Origin of the sequence: Kitasatospora sp. NPDC057198 (assembly GCF_042670125.1) — a bacterium.
Taxonomy (GTDB): Bacteria; Actinomycetota; Actinomycetes; order Streptomycetales; family Streptomycetaceae; genus Kitasatospora.
This window is the reverse complement of record NZ_JBHUWH010000568.1, coordinates 1-4599: the sequence shown is the minus strand read 5'-3', so window position 1 is coordinate 4599 and position 4599 is coordinate 1. Positions and strand designations below refer to the sequence as shown.

Below are 4599 nucleotides of genomic sequence, written 5' to 3'. Positions count from 1 at the left end.
CTCCCCCACCGGGGTGGAGACCGCCCTCGCGGTGCTTCCGGGCCCTCGCAGCGGGTCGTCGGGCGGATCCGGGGCGGAGGCGGACACGGACGCCGACGCGGCCGGCGGCGCGGGCCGGTTCGAGGAGGAGTGGCGGCGCGCCCTCGAACTGATCGCGGGCAGCGACGAGATCGACCTGATCTGCCACATCTGCCCGGACGGCGACGCGCTCGGCTCGGCGCTGGCCGCCGCGCTGGCGCTGCGCGGCCTGGGTAAGCGGGTGCGGGTGTCCTTCGGCGACGACCCGCAGGTCATCCCGGAGTCGCTGTCCTTCCTGCCCGGACAGGAGCTGATCGTCCCCGCCGCCGCGGTGCCCGCCGCGCCCGCCCTGGTGCTGGCCTTCGACGCGGCCTCCGAGGAGCGGCTCGGCCTGCTGCACGCCAACGCCTTCGCGGCGGACGCACTGGTGGTGTTCGACCACCACGCCTCCAACCCCGGCTTCGGCACCGTCCGGCTGATCGACCCGGCCGCGCCCGCCACCGCCGTCCTGGTGGACGAGCTGCTGCGGCGGCTGCGGGTGCCGCTCGACCGGGCCATCGCGACCTGCCTGTACACCGGCATCGCCACCGACACCGGCTCGTTCAAGTACCGGGCCACCACGCCCGCCACCCACGAGATGGCCGGGCGGATGCTGGCCACCGGGATCCGGCAGGACCTGATCTCCCGGCAGCTGTGGGACACCACCTCCTTCGGGTACCTCAAGGTGCTCGCCGGCGCGCTGGAGCGGGCCGCGTTCGAGCCCGAGGAGGCCGGCGGGCACGGACTGGTGTGGACCTGGGTGCCCTACCAGGACCTGGCGCTGTTCGGCGTCACCGTCGAGGAGATCGAGGGCCTGATCGACGTGCTGCGCAAGCCCGCCGAGGCGGACGTCGCGCTGGTGCTCAAGCAGGACCCGGACGGCACGCTGCGCGGCTCCTGCCGCTCCCGCGGCGCGGTCGACGTCGCGGCGGTGTGCGCCCGGCTCGGCGGCGGCGGGCACGTGTACGCGGCCGGGTTCAGCGCCCGGGAGGCCGTGGAGACCGTCGTGGAGCGGTTCCGGGCGGCGCTGGCGGAGGTCGCGGCGGAGCCGGGGGCGCCGGCGGCGGACTCCGGGGAGCCGGGCGCGCGCTAGGCTCGTGCGGTTCGGTGGTCGGCCCGCGGGAGCGGCCGCGCAGGGGTGCGCGCGGGGCAGGGATGCGCGCGGGATTTCGAAATGATGATGAAGCGATGAAGCGTAAAGGGACGGGCCCCGACGGGCTGGTCGTCGTCGACAAGCCGGAGGGCATCACCTCGCACGGCGTGGTCGCCAAGCTGCGGTGGCTCGCCGGGACGCGGAAGGTCGGGCACGCGGGCACCCTCGACCCGATGGCCACCGGCGTGCTGGTGATCGGCGTCGAGCGGGCCACCCGGCTGCTCGGCCACCTGATGCTCACCGCCAAGACCTACGAGGCGACGATCCGGCTCGGCCAGACCACGATCACCGACGACCGGGAGGGCGAGGTCACCGCCTCCGTCCCGGCCGACGGCGTGGCGCGCGACGCGATCGACGCCGGGATCGCCGAACTGACCGGCGAGATCATGCAGGTGCCGTCCAAGGTCAGCGCGATCAAGATCGACGGCAAGCGCTCGTACGCGCGGGTCCGCGAGGGCGAGGACTTCGAGATCGCCGCCCGGCCCACCACCGTGCACTCCTTCACCCTGCACGGGATGCGGCCCGCCGTCGCCGAGGACGGCACGCCGGTGCTCGACCTGGACGTCACCGTCGAGTGCTCCTCCGGCACGTACATCCGGGCGCTGGCCCGGGACCTGGGCGCCGGGCTCGGCGTCGGCGGGCACCTGACCGCGCTGCGGCGCACCAGGGTCGGGCCGTACACGGTCGAATCGGCGCACACCCTGGAGCAGCTGGAGGAGAAGCTGGAGGTGCTGCCGATCGCCGAGGCCGCGGCCGCCGCCTTCCCGCGCTGGGACGTCGACGCCGAACAGGCCCGGCTGCTCTCCAACGGCATGCGGCTGGACGCGCCCGGACTGGGCGCGGACGGGCCGGTCGCGGTCTTCGACCCGGACGGGCGGTTCCTGGCACTGATCGAGGAGAGCGGCGGCAAGGCCAAGCCGGTAGCGGTGTTCGTCGGCTGAGGCGGCCTTGGACCGGCCGTTTCAGCGCAGCGCCAGGTGCCAGTCGGTGCTGCGCAGGAAGCGGCCGGAGCGCTGCGGGTACTCGAAGTCGCACGGCCCGCCGTCGGTGAAGCCCAGGCGGGCGCAGAGCGCGTTGGACGCGGCGTTGTCGACGGCCGGGAAGGCGTGCAGCACGCCGGGGGAGGCGGGATCGGCGGCGACCTCGGCGCGCAGCGCGGCGAGCATCGCCCGGCCCGCCGCCAGCGCGACGCCCCGGCCCTGGAACTCCGGCAGCACGTTCCACCCCGTCTCGTGCACCTCGGCGCCCCGCCACCCGCGGCGGTGGCGGGCGATCGACCCGGCCTCCTCGCCGTCCACCAGCACCGCGTACACCACGCCGCCCAGGGACGGCAGTTCGAGGTAGCGGCGGTGGCGCACGAGCAGCTGCTCGGGGGTCTCCGGGCCGCCGACGTGGCGGCGCATCAGCGGGGTGTTGATGCGCTCCAGCAGGCCGAGGCGGGAGTCGGACCAGGGTTCCAGGCGAATCTCCATGCCGGGCATGGTGACCGGGGGCGGGGGCGGGGTGCCAGCGGTTTTCCGGCGCGGGGCCCCGGTCGGGGCCGGGTGGTGCGGGCGGGGGGCGGGTGGCTCCGAGCGGCCGGGCCGGGCGGCCGGGGCGGGCGGCCGGGGCGGTGGCTTGCTCGACCGGCTCACCGCGCCCTCCCCGGCCGTCGTCGCGTGCTGCCCGTCGTCGCGCGCTGCCCGCCGTCGCCGCGTGCTTCACCCAAGTGCTCCAACCGGCTGGGCAGTTGGGGGCGGACGCCCGGGGCGGGACCGGCGGGCGGGGGCAGGGCGGGTGGTTCGGTGCGGGGCGCGCGCCGAACAGCGGGGATGGGGGCGCGCGGAGTGAAGCGGTGTGGTGAGAGGGGCGTGCGAGGTGCCGAGGGGCTGGTGGGGGGCAGGCTGACCGGCGGCGTGTACGGCGGCCGTACCCCGGTCCCGCACGGGGCCGGACGCGGCCCGGCGGGAGGACGGGCGGGATGGGCGAGGGTGCGGGCGCCGGCTTCGCGGGGGATCCGGCACAGGCGCTGCTGCGGATCAGGGACCAGCAGGGCCGGCTGTGCGGCCTCGGCTTCCTCGCCGACCGGGACGGCACGGTGGTCACCGCGCACGAGGCGGTCGCCGGACTGCCCCGGCTGGTGCTGCACACCCCCGGCGGGCAGACCCGGGTGCTCGGCCCCGAGAGCGTCGACCTGCTGCCCGACCGCGGCCTGGCCCTGCTGCGCACCGCCGCGGTCGGCGGCCTGCCCGGCCCGGCCCTGCCGGTCGGGCGCGGACCGGTCACCGGCCCCGTCGCGGTGCCGCACCAGCGCTGGGAGGACGGCGCGCCCGCCCTCGCCCGGGGCGGTCCGCTCGGCCGGGAGAACGGACGCTGCGGGGACGGTGCCCTGGTCCGCACCGTCCCCGGCGTCCTGCTGCTCGACCTGCCGGTGACCCCGCTCGCCGGGGCGCCCGTGCTCGACCCGGAGACCGGCGCGGTGCTCGCCGTGACCGCCCCCCGGGTGCGCGCCGTCCCCGGCCCCGGCACGGCCGCCGTCCCGCTCACCGCCGACGGCGCGCCCGGCCCGGACACCCCGCTCGGCCGGCTGCTGGCCCGCAACGCCGCCGACGCCCCCGCGTACGGGCGGGCGCTCAACCTCGGCGGCGCGCTGCGCCTGGCCGGGGCCCAGCTGGAGGGCGCCGCCGCCGGGCCCGGACGGATCGCCGAACTCGCCGCCGACCGGGTCGACCGCCCCGACGGCCTCAGCGGCGAGGAGCCGCAGGACGCCCTCACCGTGCTGCTCGGCGACAGCGGCAGCGGCCGCACCACCGAACTCGCGGCCCTCGCCGTGCGCCGGGCCGGCGCCGCCCGACCGCTGCCGACCCTGTGGCTGCGCGGCGCCGACCTCGCCCCCGGCGACCGCGCCCTCGGCGACCCGCTGCGCCGCCGGCTCGCCGCGGCGGCCCGGCACGCGGGCCTCCCGGAAGCCGGGCCGGAGGAGATCGCCGCCCTGTGCGCCGACGCCGGACGGCCGCTGCTGGTGGTGCTCGACGGGCCCGAGGAGGCGCCGCTCGCGCTGTCCGCGCGCTGGCTGGGCGCCGCCCTGGAGTGGCTGCGCACCCACCGCGCCCGGGCCCTGGTCGCCTGCCGGCCCGACGGCTGGGACCAGCTCGGCCCCTGGCGCTCCGCCGCCCGCGCGCTGTGGCTCGGACCGCTCACCGACGACGCCGCGGCTCGGGCCGGGCGCCGCTACGGGCTGCCCGGCGGCTTCCTCGGCCCGGCCGAACGCGGCCACCCGCTGGCCCTGCGGCTGGCCGGCGAACTGCGCGGCGCGGGCGTGCACGGCCCGGTCGGCAGCCGGGCCGAACTCTTCGACGGCTGGCTCGACCTGGCCTGCCTCACCGTCGCCCGCCGGGTCGCGCTCACCC

General features: G+C 77.9%; 3 protein-coding genes and 1 pseudogene. 3 read left to right on the top strand and 1 reads right to left on the bottom strand.

The genetic code is table 11. The features are described from left to right. Together ACFUEL_RS35595 and truB are read left to right on the top strand one after the other, a co-directional pair. Positions 1-1150: bifunctional oligoribonuclease/PAP phosphatase NrnA (locus tag ACFUEL_RS35595; RefSeq protein WP_380241705.1), on the top strand; the 1150-nt coding region annotated here is incomplete at its 5' end. Positions 1151-1245: 95 nt separating this feature from the next. Then, positions 1246-2151 carry a tRNA pseudouridine(55) synthase TruB gene (gene truB, locus ACFUEL_RS35590; RefSeq protein ID WP_380241704.1) on the top strand — a complete coding sequence of 302 codons (906 nt, stop codon included), beginning with the start codon at positions 1246-1248 and terminating at the stop codon, positions 2149-2151. Between the two features lie 21 nt (positions 2152-2172). On the opposite strand, the gene ACFUEL_RS35585 is transcribed toward truB, so the two are convergent. Continuing rightward, positions 2173-2682 carry a GNAT family N-acetyltransferase gene (locus ACFUEL_RS35585; protein WP_380241702.1) on the bottom strand — a complete coding sequence of 170 codons (510 nt, stop codon included), beginning with the start codon at positions 2680-2682 and terminating at the stop codon, positions 2173-2175. A gap of 488 nt (positions 2683-3170) precedes the next feature. Between ACFUEL_RS35585 and ACFUEL_RS35580 the strand changes: the two are divergent. Further along, a pseudogene (locus ACFUEL_RS35580) lies at positions 3171-4599 on the top strand (serine protease); the annotation flags it as partial.

Excerpts from the sequence above, each read along its gene's own strand:
- truB (WP_380241704.1), top strand. The coding sequence starts at position 1,246 with ATGAAGCGTAAAGGGACGGGCCCCGACGGGCTGGTCGTCGTCGACAAG.
- ACFUEL_RS35585 (WP_380241702.1), bottom strand. The coding sequence starts at position 2,682 with ATGGAGATTCGCCTGGAACCCTGGTCCGACTCCCGCCTCGGCCTGCTG.